Origin of the sequence: Pseudomonas sp. GM18 (assembly GCF_000282195.1) — a bacterium.
Classification (GTDB): domain Bacteria; phylum Pseudomonadota; class Gammaproteobacteria; order Pseudomonadales; family Pseudomonadaceae; genus Aquipseudomonas.
In genome coordinates this window covers 1-1,256 of sequence record NZ_AKJT01000118.1, presented here as the reverse complement: position 1 = coordinate 1,256, position 1,256 = coordinate 1, and the positions used below count along the sequence as shown (strand labels likewise).

Here is a 1,256-nt window from a genome sequence, read left to right as displayed (position 1 = left end):
GGCCGGCGCGACCGACGTGTTTACCTTCAGCCTCACCGCAGCGGGTGCCTACACCTTCACGCTGCTCAAGCCGCTGGATCACGCGGCAGGCAACAACGAGAACGACATCACCATTAACCTGGGCACGCTGCTGCAAGCCACCGATAAGGACAGCGACACGGTGACGGCCGCAGCCGAGAAACTGGTCATTACCGTCGACGACGACACCCCGATCGTAACGACCAAGTCGAACCTGATCTATGCGAACAGCAGCAACGGGTCGCTTGTGACGGATCACGGTGGAACGGGTGTCTTCGGTTACTCGATTGGCGCGGACACCCACGCGACACCTTACAGTGCGTCGAACTCCGACTTCCTGTCCGTGGCCCTCACGGGCGTCACGGTGGGTGCGAACGCCATCACCAACAAATCGGTGAGTTGGGTCTCGGAGACTGATAGCCAGGCGACGTTCAACGTGGGCTTCACCTACGTGTCCAACAATCCGGCGCAGGGAGCGACCAGCAACGCCACCGGCACGCTGGTCTTTGACAAGGTGGCTGACACCTATACCTTGAAACTGGATCAGGAGATTCAGAGCTTCAGCATCCTGAACACCTCGACGCCTGGAAACCCCCTGCAGGGCTATGCGTTCAACTCTGACACGACCGTTGGATCGAATCCGCCAGTCTCGGTGATGACGCTTGCCAGCAACTTCTTTGTGCAGTTTGAAGGATTTGGCGTGAATAACGGGACGCCGCAAACCTTCGCTTACGACTCTGGCACAGGCTTGTTCTCGAATGATCGACGGTATGTCACGGTCTCATCGGATTCGATTGGCGCTGCCAGCGACACGCTCCAATCGGACGAGGTGATCGATCTGGACTTTTACAAGGCAAATCCGAAAGGGCACACCGATTCTGCCATAGAGAGGGCCACGAGCAAGGCGATCTTTATGGAGTTCACACAGGCTGGTATTGGCGCCGGCAAAGACATGGTGGTGGTATTGAAGCTGGTTGATGATGTTTCCGGGGCAACCATCAATCGGACCTTCATTGTTGGAAACTCCGCCGGTAACGACGACGTTCTCAATGACAGTGTGCCCGCCTACGGCTTCGTGGCCAAGGCACAGAACGGCATCGTGGTCTTCGAGAGCAATGACTACAACTTCAATAGCTCAGAACACTACTCGATCCAGGGCGCGCAAGTGGTGACATCGACCCAAAACACAAGCGGAACCGGGTACCAGCTCAATGGGGCCATCGACAATCCCGCGACTC

Annotated in this window: 1 pseudogene; it reads left to right on the top strand. The window is 57.2% G+C overall.

What is annotated here, in order from left to right:
* Window positions 1–1,256: pseudogene (locus tag PMI21_RS02530) on the top strand (hypothetical protein); the annotation flags it as partial.